The following is a 19,357-nucleotide window of genomic DNA, read 5'->3' on the forward strand; positions in this document are numbered from 1 at the left end:
GCTAGGTTCGCCGGATGCGTCCCCCCGGCAGTCGTCCGAGCGTCACCGTCATCGGAGCCGGTTTCGGGGGGATCGGCACCGCCATCGCGCTGCGCCGGGCCGGCTACAGCGACATCACGGTGCTGGAGAAGGGCGACTCGGTCGGCGGGGTGTGGCGCGACAACACCTACCCCGGGGCCGCCTGCGACGTGCCGTCCTCGCTCTACTCCTTCTCCTTCGCCCCCAACCCCCGCTGGCCGCACCGCTACTCCCGGCAGCCCGAGATCCGCGACTACATCGAGGCCGTGGCGCGCGAGCACGGCGTCCTCGACCTGGTCCGGTTCGGCGTCGAGGTCGCCACCGCGGCCTACGACGAGGACGAGTGCCGCTGGCACCTGACGACCACGACGGGTGCGTCGCTCCACACCGACGTCGTGGTCAGCGCCGTCGGGCAGCTCTCGCGACCGGCGATCCCCGAGCTGCCGGGCCGCGAGGAGTTCGAGGGCCCTGCCTTCCACTCCGCCGACTGGGACCACGACGTCGACCTGACCGGCAAGCGGGTCGCCGTGCTCGGCACCGGCGCCAGCGCGATCCAGTTCGTGCCCGAGATCGCGCCGGTGGCCGGTCACGTGACCGTCTTCCAGCGCTCGGCGCCGTACGTCGTCCCCAAGCCCGACCGGGAGTACACCGGGCTGCACCGACGGGCCTTCGAGCGCGCGCCCCGCAGCCAGCGCGCGGGCCGGCTGCTCACCTGGGTGGTGACCGAGAAGTTCAACAAGGCGCTGCTCCAGGACACCTGGATGAAGAAGGCCGTCGGCCTCGGCTGGCGGGGGCTGCTGCGCACCCAGGTGCGTGACCCGGAGCTGCGCCGCAAGCTCACCCCCGACCACGAGCTGGGCTGCAAGCGCGTGCTGTTCAGCAACGCCTGGTATCCCGCCCTGACCCGCGACGACGTCGACCTGGTCACCTCGCCGGTCTCCCGGGTGCTCCCGCACGGGGTGCTGGCCGACGACGGCACCGAGCACGCCGCCGACGTCGTCATCTACGGCACCGGGTTCGCCGCCACCGAGTTCCTCGCGCCGATGCAGGTGACCGGGGCGGGCGGGGCCGACCTCCAGGAGCGCTGGAAGTCCGGCGCCCACGCCTACCTCGGCCTGTGCGTGCCCGACTTCCCCAACTTCTTCGTGGTCTACGGCCCCAACACCAACCTGGGCGGCAGCTCCATCGTCGGGATGCTCGAGGCGGCCGCGGGGGCCGTGGTCACGCTGCTGGACCGGGCTCGGACGGCCGGGGCCCGCAGCGTCGCGGTGCGCGCCGACGTGGAGCGGACCTTCGACGACGAGGTGCAGCGCCGGCTGCGCGAGAGCGTGTGGGCCGGGTGCCAGAGCTGGTACCGCGGGTCCGACGGCCGGATCAGCACCAACTGGCCGGGCCTGGTCGCGGAGTACCAGCGTCGCTGCGCCGCCCTGGACCCCGCCGACTTCGTGCTCGCCTGACCGCGTCGGCGGGACCGGTCCGGGGCTCGCTCGCCACTTCACCCTTCCGGGGCGAGCAGGGTCGCGCGCGGTGGGTACGGACACGGACGTCCTGCCCGGGGCCTCGGCGCCCCACCCGACGAGAGGTGACACGTTGCTCCTCCCCCGTGAGCGAGGCCCGCTGAGCCGCCGCGTCCTGCAGACCCTGCGGACCGGCCCCGGGTCCTCCCGTTCCACCACCGCCTTCACCGAGCTGGCGCTCGGCCCCGACTCCGTGGTCACCGACGAGGACGCCCAGCTGGCGCTGTGGACGCTCTACGAGCTGCACTACCGCGGCTTCGAGGACGCGGCCGAGGAGCTCGAGTGGGACCCCACCGTGCTGCGGCTGCGCCGCACCCTGGAGCGCCGCTTCGAGCGTGAGCTCCGCGAGGCCGTGGCCCTCCGGCTCCGCTCGGTCCCCGGCGAGGCACCGGTCGGCGAGACGCTGCTGGCGCTCCCCGCGACGTCCACCGGCCCCTCGCCCGCGGCGTACCTCCACCGCCACGCGAGCCGCGAGGTCGTCGTCGACTTCCTGCGCGAGCGCAGCCTGCAGCAGCTCAAGGAGTCCGACCCGCAGGCGTTCGTGCTGCCGCGGCTGACCGGCCGCTCCAAGGTGGCCCTGGCCGAGCTGCTGTACGACGAGTTCGGCGGCGGCCGCCCGGAACGGCTGCACCAGCGGCTGTTCGCCGAGGCGATGGTCTCGGTCGGGCTCGACCCGACCTACGGCACCTACGTCGACGAGGTGGGGGCGCTGTCGCTGGCCAGCGCCAACGCGATGTCGATGTTCGGGCTGCACCGGCGGCTGCGGGGTGCTGCGATGGGCCACCTCGCCGTCTTCGAGGCCACCAGCTCGGTGCCCTCGCGCAAGATCGCCGGTGGCATGGAGCGGCTCGGGCTGCCGCCGGCCGCCGCGGCGTACTTCCACGAGCACGTCGAGGCCGACTCCGTCCACGAGCACCTCGCCGCGCACGACGTCTGCGGTGCCATGGTGGCCGAGGAGCCGGAGCTGCGCGAGGACGTCCTCGTCGGCGCGGCCGTGTGCCTGCACCTCGACGAGCTGTCGGCGCTGGAGCTGACCGAGCGCTGGAACCCCGCGCCGCCGCCGGCCCGGGGGGTGGCCTCGTGAGGCTCAGCGGACCCGACGACGTCACCGTGCGCTCCTGCCCCGGCGGACCCGACCTCGTGCGCGGCGCCACCCTGGTCGTCGACGACGACGGCGTGCAGCACGAGGTGACCCGTCCCGTGGTCGCGATCTGCCGCTGCGACCGCTCGTCGCGGATGCCGTGGTGCGACAGCACCCACAAGGCGGTGCGGCCCCGGTGAGCGCCGACGCAGGACTCGCCGGGGAGATGGAGTACGGCGAGCTGGTGATCCGGTTCGACGACCGGGTGCTGCGACCACGTCCGTGGACCGCCGCGCAGTCGCGGTGGGCCGCCGACCTGCTGCGCTCCGCTCCCCCGGGGCCCGTGCTGGAGCTGTGCTCCGGCGCCGGCCACATCGGCCTGCTGGCGGTGCACGCCTCGGACCGGCGGCTGGTCTGCGTCGACGCCAACCCGGCGGCGACCGAGCTGACCCTCGCCAACGCGGCGGCCGCCGGCATGGCCGACCGGGTCGAGACCCGCGAGGGCTGGATCCGCGACGTGCTCCGCCCCGACGAGACGTTCCCGCTCGTCGTGGCCGATCCGCCGTGGGTCCCGGCCGCCGAGACCGGCCGCTTCCCCGAGGACCCGCTGCTCGCCATCGACGGCGGCGAGGACGGGCTGGTCGTCGTCCACGAGGTGCTCGGGGCGCTGCGGCGGCACCTGGCCCCCGGTGGGGTGGCGCTGCTGCAGCTCGGCACCACGGCCCAGGCCGAGGCCGTCGGCGAGGCGCTGGGCGGCTCGGGGCTGGTGCCCGGCGAGCTGCGGGAGTACGGCGACCGCGGCGTGTTGCTGCGCCTGGACCGACCGACCTGAGACGGCCTACCCGAGCGTGTAGCCCACGCCCGGGGTCGTGACCAGCCAGCGCGGGTGGGCCGGGTCGGCCTCCAGCTTGCGGCGCAGCTGCGCGGCGTACACCCGCAGGTAGTGGTACTCGCGCTCGTAGCCGTCGCCCCACACCTCGTGCAGGACCTGGTCGCGTCCCACCAGACGGCCACGGTGCCGGGCGAGCAGCTCGAGGAAGGACCACTCCGTGGGCGTCAGCCGGACCTCCTCACCGGCGCGGTGCACCCGCTTGCGCGCCAGGTCGATCGCCAGGTCGCCCACCTCCACCACGGCCTGGTCCTCGGTCGGTGACGCCGGGGGCCGGCCCCGTCGCACCGCCGCCCGCAGCCGGGCCATCAGCTCGTTCATGGCGAACGGCTTGGTGACGTAGTCGTCGGCGCCGAGGTCGAGCGCCTCCACCTTGTCCTCGCCGTGCTGGCGGGCCGAGAGCACCACGATCGGGACCGACGTCCAGCCGCGCAGGCCCGCGATCACCTCGGTGCCGTCGAGGTCCGGCAGGCCGAGGTCGAGCACCACGACGTCGGGCTCGGAGTCCGCCGCGGCCTGGAGCGCGGCGCGGCCGGTGGCGGCGGTGACGACCTCCCAGCCGTGGGCGCGCAGGTTGATGGCCAGCGCGCGGGCGAGACCCGGCTCGTCCTCGACGACGAGGACGCGATCTCCCCGCGTGACGTTCACGCGACCCCCCGGCGCGGCAGAGTGAGCACCATGGTCAGCCCGCCGCCGGGCGTGTCCTCGGCCTCGAGCGTCCCACCGAGGGCGGTGGCGAGGCCCTGGGACACGGCCAGGCCCAGCCCGAGCCCGCCGGGCGAGCCGTCGGAGAGCCGCTGGAACGGCTCGAACATGTGCGCCCGTCGGTCCCGGGGCACGCCGGGCCCGCGGTCGACCACCAGCACGGTGACCGTGTCGGGCTCGTCGTGCACCATCACCTGCACGGGTGTGCCGTCCGAGACGCGCACGGCGTTGGCGACGAGGTTGGCCACGACCCGCTCGAGGAACCCGGTGTCGGTGCACAGCAGCGGGGCGTCCTCGGCCAGCTCGAGGCGGACCGCCCCCGGTGGGTGGCCGGCCACGGCCAGGGGCAGCACCTCCTCCAGGCTGCGCTCGCGCAGCACCGGGCGCAGCAGTCCGGTCTGGAGCCGGGAGAGGTCGAGCAGGTTGTCGATGAGGGACTCCAGCTGGTCGGTCGAGTCACCGAGCGCCGCGAGCAGCTCCGACCGGTCGGACCCGGCGAGCGCCGTACCTCCTCCGACGAGGCCGTCGACGGCCGCCCGCATCGTGGCCAGCGGGGTGCGAAGGTCGTGGCTCACCGCCCTGAGCAGCGCCGTCGAGGTGGCCTCGGCGCCCTCCAGGGCTGCCGCGCGCTCCTCGCGCTCGCGGAGGCGGCGGTACTCCAGGACCAGGCTCGTCTGCAGCGCGAACCCCTCGAGCACCCGACGGTCCTCGGCCCGCAGCGGCGCGCCGCGCAGGGCGAGCACGCGGTCGTCGTCCACCGCCACCTGGGTGTCGGCCTCCCCGGGAGCGCCGGGCGGGTCGTCGCCGGAGGCGGCGACGCCCTCCCACCCGGACGGCGTGCGGACCAGCAGCGCGACCGACCGCTGTGCGAAGACCTCCCGCACCCGCTGGGTGATGGCCTCGGCCGTGTCCTGGCCGGTCAGGACCGACCGCGAAAGCGAGCTCATGGCCGCGGCCTCGGTACGGGCCCGCACGGCGTCACCGGCCCGGCGCGAGGCGCGGTCCACGACCGTCGCCACACCCACCGCGACGGCGACGTAGACGAGGAGCGAGAGCAGGTTCGGCGGCTCGGCAATGGTGAAGGTGCCGAAGGGCGGGGTGAAGAACCAGTTCAGCGCCAGGAAGCTCACCACGGCGGCGAGCAGCGCCGGGAGCAGGCCGCCCACCAGGGCCACGACGACCGTGCCGGCCAGCAGGGCCATCTCGGCCAGCGGCAGCTGGTCGGTGTCCTGGAAGGCCCGCAGGCCCGGGGTGATGAGGGCGGGGAGCAGCAGGGCGAGCACGAGGCCGGTCGCCTGGCGTCGCCGGCTGAGCGGGGAGAGCACGGCGAGGGGGCGTCGCCGAGCGCTGCCGGACACCTGCCCGTGGGTGACGAGGTGGACGTCGATGGCCCCCGCCGCCGCGGCGATCCGGTCGCCCGTCGTGCCGGCCACCAGCCGCCGCAGCCGCCCGTGGCGCGAGACGCCGACCACGACCATGGTCGCGTTGGCGCCCTGCGCGAAGTCGACCACGGCGCTGGCCACGTCCTCGCCGCTCACGGTGTGGAAGCTGCCGCCGAGCGAGACCACGAGCTGCTGCACCCGGCCGAGGCGCGACTCGGGCACCCCGGCCAGGCCGTCGGAGGCGATGACGTTGACGGCCATCAGCTCGGCCCCGGCCGCGCGCTGCGCGAGGCGCGCGCCGCGCCGCAGCAGCGTCTCGGACTCCGTGCCGCCCGTGACGGCCACGACGATGCGCTCCTTGGTCGGCCAGCTCTGCTCGATGTCGTGCGCGCGCCGGTAGTCACCCAGGGCATCGTCGACGCGGTCGGCCAGCCACAGCAGCGCGAGCTCGCGGAGCGCGGTGAGGTTCCCGACGCGGAAGAAGGAGGTGAGGGAGGCGTCGATGCGTTCGGGACGGTAGATGTTGCCGTGCGCCATGCGTCGGCGCAGCGCCTCCGGTGGCATGTCGACCAGCTGGATCTGGTCGGCCGTGCGCACCACCTCGTCGGGGACCGTCTCGCGCTGCCGCACCCCAGTGATGCGCAGCACCTCGTCGTTGAGCGACTCCAGGTGCTGGATGTTGACCGTGGTGACCACGTCGATGCCCGCCGCGAGCAGCTCGGCGACGTCGCCCGCACGCTTCTCGTGGCGTCCGCCCGGCAGGTTGGTGTGGGCCAGCTCGTCGACGAGCACCACCTCCGGCCGGCGCTGCAGCACCGCGTCGGTGTCCATCTCCTCGAAGCGGGCCCCGAGGTGCTCGACGACCCGGCGCGGGAGGACCTCGAGGCCCTCGAGCATGGCCGCCGTCCTGACCCGGTCGTGGGTCTCGACGAGGCCGACGACCACGTCGGTGCCGCGGTCGCGGCGGCGTGCGGCCTCGCTGAGCATGGCGTAGGTCTTGCCCACGCCCGGCGCAGCGCCCAGGTAGACCGTCAGCCGGCCTCGTCGTCCCACGCGCCTAGTCTCCCGCAGCCCGCCGCACCGCCAGGTTGAGCATCAGCACGTCGACCCCGGGGTCGCCCAGGACGCCGAGGGGCCGCCGGTCGGTGTGCTCGGCCACGAGGGCGCGGACCCGCTGCTCGGAGAGCCCCTGGGCCCGGGCGACCCGCGGCACCTGGATCGCGGCGTACGCCGGGCTGACGTGGGGGTCCAGGCCGGAGGCCGACGCGGTGACCGCGTCCGGGGGCACGGCGTCGGCGGGGACGCCCTCGCGGTCGGCGACCTGCGCCCGGCGGGCCCGGATCTCCCGCAGCAGCTCGGGCGCCTCGGGCCCCCAGTTGGACCCGTAGGTGCTCAGGGTGTCGTAGCCGTCGCCCGCCGCCGAGGGCCGCGGCTGGAACAGGCCGTCGTCGTCGACCGCCTGCCCCACCAGCGCCGACCCCACCGCCTCACCGGGGTCCGTGGTGGTGCCACCGGCGCGCGTCACGAGCGAGCCGTTGGCCTGCCACGGGAACGCCACCTGGGCCACCCCGGTGACCAGGAGGGGATAGGCCACCCCCAGCAGGAGGGTGAGGGCGAGCAGCACGCGCAGCCCGGCGAAGGAGAAGCGGGCGAGGGAGAGGAGGTCCTTCATGGTCACAGTCCTGGGATGAGGGAGACGACGAGGTCGAGGAGCTTGATGCCGACGAACGGGGTGACGAGGCCGCCGAGTCCGTAGACGAGCAGGTTGCGGCGCAGCAGCACGTCCGCCGCAGCCGGGCGGTAGCGCACCCCGCGCAGCGCGAGGGGGACGAGCGCGACGATGACGAGGGCGTTGAACACCACCGCCGAGACGATGGCCGACTCGGGCGAGGACAGCTGCATGACGTTAAGCACCCCGAGCTGCGGGAAGGCCACCACGAACATCGCCGGGAGGACGGCGAAGTACTTCGCGACGTCGTTGGCCACCGAGAAGGTCGTCAGGGCGCCCCGGGTGATCAGCAACTGCTTGCCGATCTCCACGACCTCGAGCAGCTTGGTGGGGTCGGAGTCCAGGTCCACCATGTTGCCGGCCTCCTTGGCCGCGGCCGTCCCGGTGTTCATCGCGACGCCGACGTCGGCCTGGGCCAGCGCCGGCGCGTCGTTGGTGCCGTCGCCGCACATCGCGACCAGGCGGCCACCCTGCTGCTGCTCCCGGATCAGCCGCATCTTGTCCTCGGGGGTGGCCTCGGCCAGGACGTCGTCGACGCCGGCCTCCTCGGCGATGACCCGCGCGGTCACGGCGTTGTCACCGGTGACCATCACGGTCCGGATGCCCATCGCGCGCAGCTCGGCGAAGCGCTCGCGGATCCCGTCCTTGACGACGTCCTTGAGGTGCACCACCCCGAGCAGCCGGGCGGGGGCGGTCCCCTCCTGCGCGGCGACCACGAGCGGCGTCCCGCCCTGCTCGCTGACGCGTTGCACCAGCGTCTCGACCTCGGCCACCGACGGGTGCGCCGCGGCGGGACCGGTGCCGTGCACCCAGCGCGCGACGGCCGACGCCGCGCCCTTGCGGACCAGGCGGCCCGGCAGGTCCACCCCGCTCATGCGGGTGGCGGCGGAGAACTCCACGAGCTCGGCGCCGGCGGGCACCGGCGGCGCGTCACCCGGCGCGACCAGCTCCACGATGCTGCGCCCCTCGGGCGTCTCGTCGGCCAGGGAGGCCAGCAGGGCCGCGTCGGCGAGCTCCTCGGGCGCGACACCGGTGACGGCGAGCAGCTCGCTGGCCCGGCGGTTGCCGTGGGTGATGGTGCCGGTCTTGTCGAGCAGCAGCACGTCGACGTCGCCGGCTGCCTCCACCGCACGCCCCGACATCGCGAGGACGTTGCGGCGCACCAGTCGGTCCATCCCGGCGATCCCGATGGCCGAGAGCAGGGCGCCGATGGTGGTGGGGATGAGGCAGACCAGCAGCGCCACCAGCACCAGGACGGACTGCCGGGCGCCGCTGTGGTCGGCGATGAGGTAGAGCGTGCCGACGACGACCAGGAAGACCACGGTGAGCGCGGACAGCAACACCTCGAGCGCCGCCTCGTTGGGGGTCCGCTGCCGCTCCGAGCCCTCGACGAGCGCGATCATCCGGTCGACGAAGGACTGGCCGGGGTCGCTGGTGACCCGCACGGCGATGCGGTCCGAGAGGACCACGGTGCCGCCCGTCACCGCGCTGCGGTCGCCGCCCGACTCCCGGATGACCGGTGCGGACTCGCCGGTGACCGCGGACTCGTCGACGGAGGCGACGCCCTCGACGACGTCGCCGTCGGCGGGGATGCGCTCCCCGGCCTGCACCAGCACCACGTCGTCCCGGCGCAGCGAGCTGCTCGGCACCTCCTCGACGGGCAGCTCCCACCGGTCACCGGCGTGCCGGAGCTGGTCGACGCCGCCGCGCACCCGACGGGCGAGGGTGTCGGTCTGCAGCGCCCGGAGGCTGGCGGCCTGGGCCTTGCCCCGCCCCTCGGCGACGGACTCGGCGAGGGTGCCGAAGAGCACGGTCAGCCAGAGCCAGACGGTGACCGACCAGCCCAGCACGCTCGGGTCGAGGACGGAGAGGACGGTCGTGACGACGGCCCCCAGCTCGACGACGAGCATGACGGGGGTCGCCAGCAGCTCGTGCGGCGAGAGCTTGCGCAACGCCCCGGGGAGCGCCTCGCGGACCTGGGGGGCGGTGAGGGTGCGTGCGGTCACGAGAGGGACTCCACGATCGGGCCCAGCGCGAGCACCGGCACGTAGGTCAGACCGACCAGGACCAGGGCGACACCGGACAGGAGGACGACGAAGAGGGGACGGTGGGTGGGCAGGGTGCCGGGGCCGGGCGGGAGGGTGTGGGCCGAGGCGAGCCGGCCGGCCAGCGCGAGGACCAGCACGATCGGCACGAACCGGCCGAGCAGCATGGCCAGACCGAGCAGGGTGTTCCAGAACGGCGTGCCCGACGTCAGCCCGGCGAACGCGGAGCCGTTGTTGTTGGCGGCCGAGGTCACGGCGTACACCGCCTCGGTGAGGCCGTGGGGCCCGCCCTCCTGCAGCCCCGCGAGACCGGCGGGGGCGGTGAGGGCGACGGCGCTGCCCACGAGCACCAGGACGGGGGTCACCAGCACGTAGACGGCGACGAGGGCCATCTCGTGCTGGCCGATCTTCTTGCCGAGGTACTCCGGGGTGCGACCGACCATGAGGCCGCTGAGGAAGACCGTGACCACGGCCAGCACCAGCATCCCGTACAGGCCCGACCCCACTCCCCCCGGAGCGATCTCGCCGAGCATCATGTTGAACAGCGCGACGCCTCCTCCGGGTGCGGTGAGCGAGTCGTGCATGGAGTTGACCGCGCCCGTCGACGTGCCGGTGGTCACGGCGGCGAACAACGCCGACCCCGCGGTCCCGAACCGCACCTCCTTGCCCTCCATCGCCGCTCCGGCCAGCGTCGGCGCCGACCCCGGCCCCGTCATCTCGGCCCAGGTGAGCAGGGCCACCGAGGTGCCCAGCAACAGCACCATCACGGCGAGGACGGCTCCGCCCTGCCTGCGGTCGCGCACGATCAGGCCGAAGGCCCACGCCATCGCGAGCGGCAGCAGCAGGATCAGGAAGACCTCGAACAGGTTCGAGACGGCGGTCGGGTTCTCGAAGGGATGGGCGGAGTTGACGTTGAAGAAGCCACCTCCGTTGGTCCCCAGCTCCTTGATGGCTTCCTGGGAGGCCACCGGCCCGGTGGTGTAGGCCTGCTCCCCCCCGGTCAGCGTCGACATCGATCGGTGCCCGGCGAGGTTCTGCACCACTCCGAGCGCGACGAGCAGCAGGGCCGACACGACCGCCAGGGGGAGCAGCACCCGCAGCACGGTCCGCACCAGGTCGGCCCAGAAGTTGCCGACCCGGCCCTCTCCCCCGCCCCGGCGGGCCAAGGACCGCGCGAACGCTGCCGCGACCGCCATCCCCGTCCCGGCCGACACGAAGTTCTGCACCGTCAGGCCGGAGGCCTGCAGCAGGTGTCCCGTCGTCGTCTCCCCGGAGTACCACTGCCAGTTGGTGTTGGTCACGAAGCTCACCGCGGTGTTCCAGGCCCCGTCGGACGGGAGGGCCGAGAACCCCAGCGACCCCGGCAGGTGCTGCTGCACGCGCGCGAGCGTGTAGAGGAGCAGCACCCCCGCCAGGGAGAAGCCCAGGACCGACATGGCGTAGGAACGCCAGTGCTGGTCGGCGTCCGGGTCCACGTGCAGCGCCCGGTAGGTGAGGCGCTCGACACCGAGGTGCCGCTCGCTGGTGTAGGTCCGGGCGAGCAGGTTGCCCGCCGCCGGCACCGTGAGGGCGAGGAGGACGGCGAGGACCGCGATCTGACCCAGCGCCGGGCCGAACGCGCTCACCTGTCGTCCCCGTCCGGGCGGCGGTCGATCGACCCGGTCAGGAACGCGAGGAGGGCGAAGCACACGAGGGTCGTCGCCACGTACAGCACATCGGTCACCTGCTCATGACACCGCCCGGACCGTGCTCGGGCCGGGCTCCTTGACGGTCCCTTGACGGCGTAAGCCGCTCCCCTGACGGGTCCTGGACGCCCCCGCGACGCGGGGGGCGACGGACCCGGTCCTCGCCGCGCAGCACCACCCGGCCTCGACGCTGCACGTCACCCCGCGCCCCGACCTCTAGCCTTGGCCGGGTGATGCCGCCCCGCTGGATGCCGGTCGCCCGGGTCGGCGTCGCGCTGCTCGGCTTCTCGGCCGTGGTCACCGAGCTGGCCACGCTGGTCGAGCGCGGCAGCTTCCGGGCCAGCCAGTTCTTCAGCTTCTTCACGATCCAGAGCAACCTGCTCGTCGTGGTGGTCCTGCTCGCCACCGCCCTGGCCGGCGAGCGTCGCAGCCGGTTCCTGGACCGGCTGCGTGGCGCCACGACGGTCTACATGGTGGTCGTGCTCCTGGTCTTCGCGGTGCTGCTCGCCGGCCTCGAGGGCGTCGCCCTCACGGCCGTGCGGTGGGACAACACGGTGCTGCACCAGCTCGTCCCGGTGGCGGTGCTGCTCGACTGGCTGCTCGACCCGCCCGCCGAGCGGATCCCCTGGCGCACCGGCCTGCTGTGGCTGCTCTACCCCCTGCTGTACGCCGCGTGGGCACTGGTCCGCGGGCTGCTGGACGGCTGGTACCCCTACCCGTTCCTCGACCCCGGGACGGGCGGGTACGCCGGCATCGGCACCACCGCCGCCGTGATCGCGGTCGGGGCCGCCGGGCTGGTCTGGCTGGTGACCCGGCTCCCGCTCCCGCCCCGGGCTTCCCGGTGACCACCGACAGCGGCGACCCGGTGTTCACGGTGCAGCGCCACCACGCCTCGACGCTGCACTTCGACCTGCGCCTCGAGGTCGACGGCGTGCTGGTGAGCTGGGCGGTGCCCAAGGGTCCTTCGCTGGACCCGTCGGTGAAGCGGCTGGCGGTCAAGGTCGGCGACCACGACCTCGACCACGCGACCTACGAGGGACGGCACGCCGGCGGGCGGGGCCCCGGCACCAAGATCGTCTGGGACACCGGCACGCTCACCAACCTGACCCGCCGCGACGGCACGGAGGTGCCCCTGACCGAGGCCCTGGCGGCCGGCCACCTCAAGGTCGAGCTGCACGGGCAACGACTGACAGGGGCCTTCGCCCTGACCCGCACGTCGCTGCGCGGCGACCCCGCCAGCTGGATCCTGGTCAAGGTCGACGACCACGGCGCCGACCCCGCGCACGAGGTGACCGAGGCGCTCACCTCGGTGCTCACGGGCCGCACCAACATCGACCTGGAGGACGTCGCACCCGACTGACCCCGGGGACGCAACAGGCCCGGTGCGCAGTGCACCGGGCCTCTCGGTGGAGCTGAGGGGATTCGAACCCCTGACCCCCTGCATGCCATGCAGGTGCGCTACCAACTGCGCCACAGCCCCGAGTGTCACCCGTTCAGGCAACGCCGGAAATCCTAGCGGGCACCCCCGCCGGACGCGAATCCGGGGGTGCCGATCAGGAGATCTCGACGTCGGTCGCGCCGAGGTTCCAGCCGGCGAGCCGCAGCCGGCTGGCGCCACGCTCGCGCAGCACCGCCCACGCGCAGTTGCGCATCGCCTCCAGCCCGTCGGCGGCGGCCAGCGGCCAGCCGAGCATCCCGGCGACCCCGACGCGCATCGCGGCGCCGTGGAGGACCACGACGGCCGTCCCGTCCTCGGGCAGCCGGTCGAGCACCTCGCGCAGGGCGGGCACCAGGCGCTCCCCCACCTGCGCGACCGTCTCGGCGCCCTCGGCGTCGACGTGGGCGTGGACGTCGAAGGACTGTGCGGCCCCGGGTCCGAGGCGGTCGGCGAACTCCTGGCGGGTCAGGCCGGTGCGGGCGCCCGTGTCGTACTCCCGCAGCCGCGGGTCCTCCTCGGCGACCATCCCGATGGCCTTCTCGAGGAACGCCGCGGTCTCGCGGGCGCGCGCGAGGTCGCTGGTGACCAGCAGGTCGGGCCGCACCTCGGCGACCACCGGCGCCATCGCCTCGGCCTGGTCGCGCCCGGTCTCGTCGAGACCGACGTCGGCGTGGCCCTGGGCGCGCCCCTCGGCGTTCCAGGCGGTCTGCCCGTGGCGCACCAGCACCAGGCGTCGACCCCGTCCTGCCGGGCCGTCCTCGGGCTGCCGGTCGGCGGCCACGGTCAGCGACCGCGCCCGGACGTGACGTCGGCCGGCAGGGCGAGCGCCGGACAGTCGCGCCAGAGCCGCTCGAGGGCGTAGAACTCGCGCTCCTCGGTGTGCATCACGTGCACGACGACCTCGGTGTAGTCGAGCAGCACCCAGCGTCCCTGGCGGTGGCCCTCGCGGCGTACGGGCTTGGCGCCGGCCTCGCGCAGCCGGTCCTCGACCTCCTCCACGATCGAGCGCACCTGACGGTCGTTGGGCGCGGAGCAGATGACGAAGACGTCGGTGATGGCCAGCTGGTCGGAGACGTCGAAGGCGACGATGTTCTCGGCCAGCTTGTCCGAGGCGGCGCGGGCGGCGGTGTGCGCCAGCGCGACGGCCTGCTCGGTGGCGGTCATGAGGGGACTCCCGTGGCGTAGAGGTCGTGCTTGGCGATGTACTGCACCACGCCGTCCGGCACGAGGTACCAGACCGGTTCGCCCTTGGCGCGACGTTCGCGGCACTCGGTGGAGGAGATCGCCAGGGCGGGGATCTCCAGGATGGTGACCCGGTCGGCGGGGATGCCGTCCAGGGTGCCGGCGGTCATGTCGTAGCCGGGTCGCGTGCACCCGACGAACTGGGCGAGGTCGAAGAGCTCGTCGGCCTCGCGCCAGGTGAAGATCTCCGCCAGCGCGTCGGCGCCGGTGATGAAGTAGAGGTCGGTGTCGGGCAGCCGCGCGGTCAGGTCGCGCAGCGTGTCGATGGTGTACGTCGGCCCCTCCCGGTCGATGTCGACCCGGGAGACGGTGAACCGCGGGTTGGACGCCGTGGCCACCACCGTCATCAGGTAGCGGTGCTCGGCCGGGCTGACGTCACGGTCGGACTTCTGCCAGGGCTGGCCGGTCGGCACGAACACGACCTCGTCGAGGTCGAACCACGACTGGACCTCGCTGGCGGCCACGAGGTGGCCGTGGTGGATCGGGTCGAAGGTGCCGCCCATCACCCCGACGCGTCGTCGACGCGGCGTCGACGCCCCGGGTCCGACGGGGGACTCCACGGGGTCGGCGAGCACCTCCGGGACCTGCGCTGCGCTCAGGAGTGATCGCGTCCCTTGCCGAAGGCCGCCAGCGCGAGCACCAGGGCCAGGAGCAGGACCAGCGTGCCCCCACCGATGAGGTAGGGGCCGAAACCGGGGCCCTCGCCCTCGGCCGCGTTGAGCGGCAGCATCATCAGCACGTCGATCATGGGCCTCAGCCTAGCCGCAGGCCAGGTCAGTGGAAGAGCAGGCCCACGCCCAGCAGCCAGGCCCAGAAGAACAGGGTGCGGCCGACCAGCCCGGTGACGAAGAAGACCACGACGTTCATCCGCAGCGTGCCCGCGAGGACCGCCATCACGAAGAACGGCGGGAAGCCGGCGGCTGCGGAGACGAAGTTGAGGGCGCCGCTGACCACGGGGCGTCCCTCGACGGTGCGCTGCCAGCGCGCCAGCTGGGCCTGTCGCTTGGGGCTCTGCATCCGCTTGCGCATGAACGGCACCCCGATGGCGCTGCGGGAGCCGTAGTACCACGCGAGCTTGCCGATGTTCTGGCCCAGCGAGGCCACTGCTGCCAGCAGCAGCGCGTTGCGGTCGTCGTTGGTGGCGTAGGCGACGGAGATGTACGCCTCCATGTTGAACACGGGGATGCTGGAGGAGATGATCCCGAACCCGAAGGTCAGCAGCAGCAGCTTCACCGGGTGTGGCCGTCCCCCGTCACGACGTACTTCGTGGAGGTCATCTCCGGCAGGCCCATCGGGCCCCGGGCGTGCAGCTTCTGGGTCGAGATGCCGATCTCGGCGCCGAAGCCGAACTCGCCGCCGTCGGTGAAGCGGGTGGAGGCGTTGACCAGCACCGCGGCGGAGTCGACCGCGGCGGTGAACCGCTGGGCGGCGGCCGCGGAGTCGGTGACGATCGTGTCGGAGTGGCCCGAGGAGTGCCGGCGGATGTGCTCCAGGGCCCCGTCGAGGTCGGGTACGACGGCCGCGGAGATCTCCAGGGCGAGGTACTCCGTGCCCCAGTCGGCCTCGGTCGCCGGCACCACCCCGTCGACGGCGGCGAAGGTCGCGTCGCCGTGCACCAGCACCCCGGCCTCGTGGAGCCGGGCGGTGATGCGCGGCACGAACTCGGCGGCCACGGCCTCGGCGACCAGCAGCGACTCGGCGGCGTTGCACACCGAGGTGCGGTGGGTCTTGGCGTTGAGCACGATCCGCTCGGCCATGTCGAGGTCGGCGGCCGCGTCGACGTAGACGTGGCAGTTGCCGACCCCGGTCTCGATGACGGGCACCGTGGACTCCTCCACGACCGAGGAGATCAGCCCGGCGCCGCCCCGCGGGATCAGCACGTCGACCAGGCCCCGCGCCCGCATCAGCTCCTTGACGGCGTCGTGGCCCTCCCCCGGCACCAGCTGCACCACGTCGCCGGGCAGGCCGGCAGCGGCTGCGGCACGCTGCAGCGAGGCCACGATCGCGGTGTTGGAGCTCAGCGCGCTGGAGGACCCGCGCAGCAGCACGGCGTTGCCGCTCTTGAGGCAGATCCCGGCGGCGTCGGCGGTGACGTTGGGCCGCGCCTCGTAGATGATGCCGACCACGCCGAAGGGCACCCGCACCTGCCGCAGCTGCAGGCCGTTGGCCAGGGTCGAGCCCCGCACCACCTCCCCCACCGGGTCGGGCAGGCCGGCGACGTCGCGCAGGCCCTGCGCCATCGCCGCCAGGCGGGGGCCGTCGAGGCGAAGCCGGTCGACGACGTTCTCCGCCGTCCCCGCGGCGCGGGCGCGCTCGACGTCCTCGGCGTTGGCGGCCAGGATCGCGGCCTCGTCGTCGAGCAGCGTGGCCGCCATGGCCTCGAGGGCCGCGTCCTTGGCCGCCCGGGTGGCCAGGGCCAGGGTGGTCGCGGCCGCACGGGCGCGTCCGGCCACCTCGGTGAAGACGGTGGTGGGCATGCGCCCAGGGTAGAGGGACCTCAGGCCCGCCGGCCGGGACGGGTGCGCCGGTCGTGGATGTGCTTCTCCACGATCTCCAGGCCCACGACCTCCCAGTCGGGGAGCCGGGCGCTCTCGCGATGCTCGTTCCAGAGCCGCATCGCGAGCGAGGCCACGTCGAGCATCGACTCGCCCTCGTCCCAGAAGCGCACCTCGGCCGTGTCGCCGGTGGCGGCCACGGAGTCGAGGAACGGGCGCTCCTCGGTGAGGCGTTGCACGGCGGCCCGCGCCAGCAACGGCTCGACGGCGGCACCCCCCAGCGTCAGCGTCACGTGCCAGTGACGCACAGCAGTCTCCACGTCAGTCCCCCTCGCGACGTCCCCTGCTTCGGTCATGTGCTGCCGGCGGAGCCATCCCCACGCCTCGACCGGCGGGGTCCATTCTGTCCGGATCCTGGGACCGGCGGAGCAGAACCGACAGATCGGACCGGTCGAGTCAGAGCACCACGAGGTCGTCGCGGTGGACCACCTCGCGCTCGTACGCCGCCCCCAGCTCGCGGGCCAGGTCGTGGGTGGACCGACCGAGCAGCCCGGGGAGCTCGACGGCGTCGTAGTTGACGAGACCGCGGGCGATCGGGCGACCCTCGGGACCCACGAGCTCGACCGGGTCGCCGGCCACGAAGCTCCCGCCCACGTCGGTCACGCCCGCCGGCAGCAGCGAGGCCCGCCGCTCGGTCACGGCCCGGACGGCTCCCGCGTCGAGCACCAGGCGACCGCGCGGCTCGGTCGCGTGGGCCAGCCACAGCAGCCGGGTCGGACGGCGGCGTCCGGTGGCGTGGAACAGGGTGCCGGTGACCGCCCCGGTCAGCGCCTCCCCCGCGTGCGCGGTGTCGGTGAGGACGACCGGGATGCCGGCCCCGGTGGCGATCCGGGCGGCGTCCAGCTTGGTCTCCATGCCGCCGGTGCCGACACCGGCACTGCCCGCGCCGCGGACCTCGACGCCCGTGACGTCGTCCCAGGAGTGCACGTCGGCGAGCAGGGTGCTCCCCGGGCGGCCGGGCGGAGCGTCGTACAGGCCGTCGACGTCGGAGAGCAGCACCAGCAGGTCGGCGTGGACGAGGTGGGCCACGAGCGCGGCGAGCCGGTCGTTGTCACCGAAGCGGATCTCGGAGGTCGCCACGGTGTCGTTCTCGTTGACGATCGGCACCGCTCCCAGCTCGAGCAGCTTGTCGAAGGTGCGCTGGGCGTTGCGGTAGTGGTTGCGGCGGGTCACGTCGTCGACGGTGAGCAGCACCTGACCGGTCACCTGGCCGTGCCGGGCGAACTCCTCGGTGTAGCGGTGCACGAGGATGCCCTGGCCCACCGACGCGGCCGCCTGCTGGCGGGCCAGGTCACGCGGGCGACGCCGGAACGCCAGCGGTGCGAGCCCGGCGGCGATCGCTCCGGAGGACACCAGCACCAGCTCGGCACCGCGGGCGCGCACGCCGGCCAGGTGGTCGACGAGGTCGCGGACCCGTGCGGGGTCCAGGCCACCGCTGGCCGTGGTCAGCGAGGACGAGCCCACCTTGACCACGACGCGCCGGGCGCCGGAGACCGCGGGACGGCTCACTGCCAGTCGTCCCGGTCGTCCCCGTCCTGGCCGTCGTGCTCGTCGTCGAAGTCCAGGTGCGCCAGGCCGTGCTCCTGGTCGTAGCGCCGCGCGACGTCGGCGCGCTCCTCGCCCTCGGCGCGGCCCTCCATGAGGGCGTCGATGGCACGGCGGCGCTGTCGGGCCACGCGCGACTCGCTGAAGCGCTGGTCCTCGCCGCGGCGACCGAGCATCTGCGCGCCGGCGTCGATGCCGGGCCGGAAGTCGAAGACGACCGCGTTGTCGGGCTGGCCGATCAGCACCGGGTCACCCTCGTTGGCGCCGAGCTCGACCAGCCGCTTCTCCACACCGAGCCGCTCGAGCCGGTCGGCGAGGAAGCCGACGGCCTCGTCGTTGCTGAAGTCGGTCTGGCGGATCCAGCGCTCCGGCTTCTCGCCGCGCACGCGCCAGCCCTCGCCGGTCTCCTTGACGGTGAACTCGACCGCGGCGCTGGTGCTGCGCGGCCGGATCACGATGCGGGTCGACTCCTCGCGCGGCTCGGCGGCCCGTCGCGCGGCCACGACCTCGGCCATGGCGAAGGACAGCTGGCGCAGCCCCTCGTGGCTCGCGGCGCTGACGTCGAAGACCGGCCAGCCACGCTCGGCGACCTCGGCCCGCACGATGTCGGCCATGTCACGTCCGTCGGGCACGTCGATCTTGTTCAGCGCAACGAGGCGGGGCCGGTCGGCCAGGCCGCCGTAGCGCTCGAGCTCGCGCTCGATGACGTCGAGGTCCTCGGCCGGGTTGCGGCCGGGCTCCAGGGTGGCCAGGTCGACCACGTGCACGAGCGCGGCGCAGCGCTCGACGTGGCGCAGGAAGTCGTGGCCCAGGCCCCGGCCCTCGCTCGCGCCCTCGATCAGGCCGGGCACGTCGGCGACGGTGAACGTGGTGTCGCCGGCCTTGACGACCCCGAGGTTGGGCACCAGCGTCGTGAACGGGTAGTCCGCGATCTTGGGGCGGGCCCGCGACAGCGCGGCGATGAGGCTGGACTTGCCGGCGCTGGGGAACCCCACCAGCCCGATGTCGGCGACCACCTTGAGCTCGAGGTGGATCACCAGCTCCTCGCCGGGCTCGCCCAGGAGGGCAAAGCCGGGCGCCTTGCGCTTGGCCGAGGCGAGCGCGGCGTTGCCGAGGCCGCCGCGACCACCCTCGGCGATCGTCATCTCGGTGCCGGGACCCACGAGGTCGGCCAGCACCTCGCCGTCCTCGTCGGTGACGACGGTGCCGTCGGGCACGGGCAGCACCAGGTCCTCGCCGTGGCCGCCGTTGCGGTGGGCGCCGGCCCCGTGGCCGCCGTGCGGCGCGACCCGCCGCGCCTGGTGGTGGTAGTCGATCAGCGTGGTGACGTCGGGGTCGACGCGCAGGATGATCGAGCCACCGGGACCGCCGTTGCCGCCGTCGGGGCCGCCGAGCGGCTTGAACTTCTCACGGTGCACCGAGGCGACGCCGTTGCCGCCGCGTCCGGCCACGACGTGCAGCCGGACTCGGTCGACGAAGGTCGGGACGGCCATGGTGCTCCTACTCGGTGCTGCTGGGGGTCCCGC

Annotated in this window: 20 protein-coding genes and 1 tRNA gene; 6 read left to right on the forward strand and 15 right to left on the reverse strand. The window is 73.9% G+C overall.

Going from position 1 to position 19,357, the window contains the following annotated elements; genetic code table 11:
• Positions 1 to 14: 14 nt before the first annotated feature.
• The 4 genes from EDD33_RS12315 (at position 15) to EDD33_RS12330 (ending at position 3,448) form a co-directional block, all read left to right on the forward strand.
• Positions 15 to 1,475 (forward strand): flavin-containing monooxygenase, encoded by a 1,461-nt coding sequence (locus EDD33_RS12315; protein ID WP_123391219.1) that lies wholly within the window; start codon positions 15 to 17, stop codon positions 1,473 to 1,475.
• 133 nt (positions 1,476 to 1,608) lie between these two features.
• Entirely contained in the window at positions 1,609 to 2,619 is a 1,011-nt protein-coding gene (locus EDD33_RS12320; protein WP_123391221.1) for an iron-containing redox enzyme family protein, read from the forward strand.
• On the forward strand, positions 2,616 to 2,816 hold the full coding sequence (locus tag EDD33_RS12325) for a CDGSH iron-sulfur domain-containing protein (protein WP_123391223.1): 201 nt from the start codon (positions 2,616 to 2,618) through the stop codon (positions 2,814 to 2,816). Before EDD33_RS12320 ends, EDD33_RS12325 begins: the two co-directional genes overlap by 4 nt.
• Positions 2,813 to 3,448, forward strand: a complete 636-nt coding sequence (locus EDD33_RS12330) for a methyltransferase (protein ID WP_246003497.1) — start codon at positions 2,813 to 2,815, stop codon at positions 3,446 to 3,448. Before EDD33_RS12325 ends, EDD33_RS12330 begins: the two co-directional genes overlap by 4 nt.
• Positions 3,449 to 3,454: 6 nt before the next feature.
• Here the strand turns inward: EDD33_RS12330 and EDD33_RS12335 are convergent, their stop codons facing one another.
• Genes EDD33_RS12335 through kdpA form a run of 5 tightly spaced genes read right to left on the reverse strand, consistent with a single transcriptional unit; the run spans position 3,455 to position 10,991 of the window.
• Positions 3,455 to 4,153 (reverse strand): response regulator transcription factor, encoded by a 699-nt coding sequence (locus EDD33_RS12335; RefSeq protein ID WP_123391227.1) that lies wholly within the window; start codon positions 4,151 to 4,153, stop codon positions 3,455 to 3,457.
• Positions 4,150 to 6,645, reverse strand: a complete 2,496-nt coding sequence (locus EDD33_RS12340; RefSeq protein ID WP_123391229.1) for a DUF4118 domain-containing protein — start codon at positions 6,643 to 6,645, stop codon at positions 4,150 to 4,152. The genes EDD33_RS12335 and EDD33_RS12340 overlap by 4 nt, the downstream gene beginning before the upstream one ends.
• Before the next feature lie 4 nt (positions 6,646 to 6,649).
• On the reverse strand, positions 6,650 to 7,264 hold the full coding sequence (kdpC, locus tag EDD33_RS12345; RefSeq protein WP_123391230.1) for a potassium-transporting ATPase subunit KdpC: 615 nt from the start codon (positions 7,262 to 7,264) through the stop codon (positions 6,650 to 6,652).
• A 2-nt stretch (positions 7,265 to 7,266) separates the two neighbouring features.
• Positions 7,267 to 9,327 carry a potassium-transporting ATPase subunit KdpB gene (kdpB, locus tag EDD33_RS12350; RefSeq protein WP_123391231.1) on the reverse strand — a complete coding sequence of 687 codons (2,061 nt, stop codon included), beginning with the start codon at positions 9,325 to 9,327 and terminating at the stop codon, positions 7,267 to 7,269.
• Positions 9,324 to 10,991, reverse strand: a complete 1,668-nt coding sequence (kdpA, locus tag EDD33_RS12355) for a potassium-transporting ATPase subunit KdpA (protein WP_123391232.1) — start codon at positions 10,989 to 10,991, stop codon at positions 9,324 to 9,326. Before kdpA ends, kdpB begins: the two co-directional genes overlap by 4 nt.
• 293 nt (positions 10,992 to 11,284) lie before the next feature.
• Between kdpA and EDD33_RS19780 the strand changes: the two genes are divergently transcribed.
• A complete protein-coding gene (locus tag EDD33_RS19780; RefSeq protein ID WP_246003672.1) occupies positions 11,285 to 11,896 on the forward strand; it encodes a Pr6Pr family membrane protein in 612 nt (203 codons plus the stop codon).
• Positions 11,893 to 12,411: a DNA polymerase ligase N-terminal domain-containing protein gene (locus EDD33_RS12365; protein ID WP_211332533.1), complete on the forward strand. Its 519-nt coding sequence runs from the start codon at positions 11,893 to 11,895 to the stop codon at positions 12,409 to 12,411. Before EDD33_RS19780 ends, EDD33_RS12365 begins: the two co-directional genes overlap by 4 nt.
• Before the next feature lie 47 nt (positions 12,412 to 12,458).
• Here the strand turns inward: EDD33_RS12365 and EDD33_RS12370 are convergent.
• The 10 genes from EDD33_RS12370 to obgE all read right to left on the reverse strand — a co-directional run bounded on the left by EDD33_RS12370 (position 12,459) and on the right by obgE (position 19,324).
• Positions 12,459 to 12,531 (reverse strand) — tRNA-Ala (locus tag EDD33_RS12370).
• A 73-nt stretch (positions 12,532 to 12,604) separates the two neighbouring features.
• On the reverse strand, positions 12,605 to 13,270 hold the full coding sequence (locus EDD33_RS12375) for a histidine phosphatase family protein (protein WP_170169803.1): 666 nt from the start codon (positions 13,268 to 13,270) through the stop codon (positions 12,605 to 12,607).
• Positions 13,271 to 13,272: 2 nt separating this feature from the next.
• Positions 13,273 to 13,653, reverse strand: a complete 381-nt coding sequence (rsfS, locus tag EDD33_RS12380; protein ID WP_123391235.1) for a ribosome silencing factor — start codon at positions 13,651 to 13,653, stop codon at positions 13,273 to 13,275.
• Positions 13,650 to 14,291 (reverse strand): nicotinate-nucleotide adenylyltransferase, encoded by a 642-nt coding sequence (gene nadD, locus EDD33_RS12385; protein WP_281274217.1) that lies wholly within the window; start codon positions 14,289 to 14,291, stop codon positions 13,650 to 13,652. Before nadD ends, rsfS begins: the two co-directional genes overlap by 4 nt.
• Positions 14,292 to 14,326: 35 nt before the next feature.
• Positions 14,327 to 14,479 carry a hypothetical protein gene (locus tag EDD33_RS20035; protein ID WP_156384401.1) on the reverse strand — a complete coding sequence of 51 codons (153 nt, stop codon included), beginning with the start codon at positions 14,477 to 14,479 and terminating at the stop codon, positions 14,327 to 14,329.
• A gap of 26 nt (positions 14,480 to 14,505) precedes the next feature.
• Complete coding sequence (locus EDD33_RS12390; RefSeq protein ID WP_123391236.1) at positions 14,506 to 14,964, reverse strand: hypothetical protein; 459 nt, start codon at positions 14,962 to 14,964, stop codon at positions 14,506 to 14,508.
• Positions 14,961 to 16,208 carry a glutamate-5-semialdehyde dehydrogenase gene (locus tag EDD33_RS12395; RefSeq protein WP_123391237.1) on the reverse strand — a complete coding sequence of 416 codons (1,248 nt, stop codon included), beginning with the start codon at positions 16,206 to 16,208 and terminating at the stop codon, positions 14,961 to 14,963. Before EDD33_RS12395 ends, EDD33_RS12390 begins: the two co-directional genes overlap by 4 nt.
• 20 nt (positions 16,209 to 16,228) lie before the next feature.
• On the reverse strand, positions 16,229 to 16,546 hold the full coding sequence (locus EDD33_RS12400) for a hypothetical protein (protein WP_211332534.1): 318 nt from the start codon (positions 16,544 to 16,546) through the stop codon (positions 16,229 to 16,231).
• 136 nt (positions 16,547 to 16,682) lie between these two features.
• The gene (proB, locus tag EDD33_RS12405; protein ID WP_211332535.1) at positions 16,683 to 17,795 is read right to left on the reverse strand and encodes a glutamate 5-kinase; all 1,113 of its coding nucleotides are present in this window, start codon (positions 17,793 to 17,795) and stop codon (positions 16,683 to 16,685) included.
• Positions 17,792 to 19,324: a GTPase ObgE gene (obgE, locus tag EDD33_RS12410; protein ID WP_123391240.1), complete on the reverse strand. Its 1,533-nt coding sequence runs from the start codon at positions 19,322 to 19,324 to the stop codon at positions 17,792 to 17,794. The genes proB and obgE overlap by 4 nt, the downstream gene beginning before the upstream one ends.
• Between the last annotated feature and the right edge of the window lie 33 nt (positions 19,325 to 19,357).

The organism is Nocardioides aurantiacus, from assembly GCF_003752505.1.
In the GTDB taxonomy this organism is placed as follows: domain Bacteria; phylum Actinomycetota; class Actinomycetes; order Propionibacteriales; family Nocardioidaceae; genus Marmoricola; species Marmoricola aurantiacus.